Source organism: Citrobacter braakii, assembly GCF_002075345.1.
Classification (GTDB): Bacteria; Pseudomonadota; Gammaproteobacteria; order Enterobacterales; family Enterobacteriaceae; genus Citrobacter; species Citrobacter braakii.
This window is the reverse complement of sequence record NZ_NAEW01000093.1, coordinates 1-668: the sequence shown is the minus strand read 5'-3', so window position 1 is coordinate 668 and position 668 is coordinate 1. Positions and strand designations below refer to the sequence as shown.

General features: G+C 60.9%; 1 pseudogene. It reads left to right on the top strand.

The window, feature by feature from the left end:
• Window positions 1–668: pseudogene (locus tag BZK42_RS28855) on the top strand (conjugative transfer ATPase); the annotation flags it as partial.

Below are 668 nucleotides of genomic sequence, written 5' to 3'. Positions count from 1 at the left end.
CGGGTAAGCCCGGTATCACATTTTTCAACCGTGGCGGCGGGCCGCTGCACTTTGACCCGCTGAAGGACCGTAAAAACAGCGCGCACCTGCTGCTGTTCGGGCCGACCGGGGCGGGGAAATCAGCGACGCTCTGCGTGGCGCTGTGTCAGATGCTGGCCATGCACCGTTCCCGGCTGGTTCTGGTGGAGTCGGGGAATTCGTTCGGTCTGCTGGCCGACTACTGCCGGAGTCTGGGTCTGACGGTGAATAAGGTGGGTATTTATCCCGGCAGCGGGGTGAGCCTGCCGGTATTTGCGGACTCGCATCTGATTCTGACGCTGCCACCGGAACAACTGGTGCTGGATGAAAATCAACTGCCGGAGCTGGGCGAGGACGTCGCGGATGAACTGATTAAAAATGGCGTCCCGGACGGTGATAAACGCGACGTGCTGGGTGAAATGGAGATTGCCGCCATTCTGATGATAACGGGCGGGGAAAGGGAGGAGAAGCTGAGTCGCGCCGACCGCGGGTTACTGCGCCGGGCGCTGGTGATAACGGCACGGCGGGTGTACGAAGAAAAACGGCAGATGCTGCCATCAGACCTGAAGGCGACGATGGAAAACATCGCCACTGACATGTCACAGAAGCCCGGCGGCGGTCCCCGCTGGCACACGAAGATGCAGGCAAGG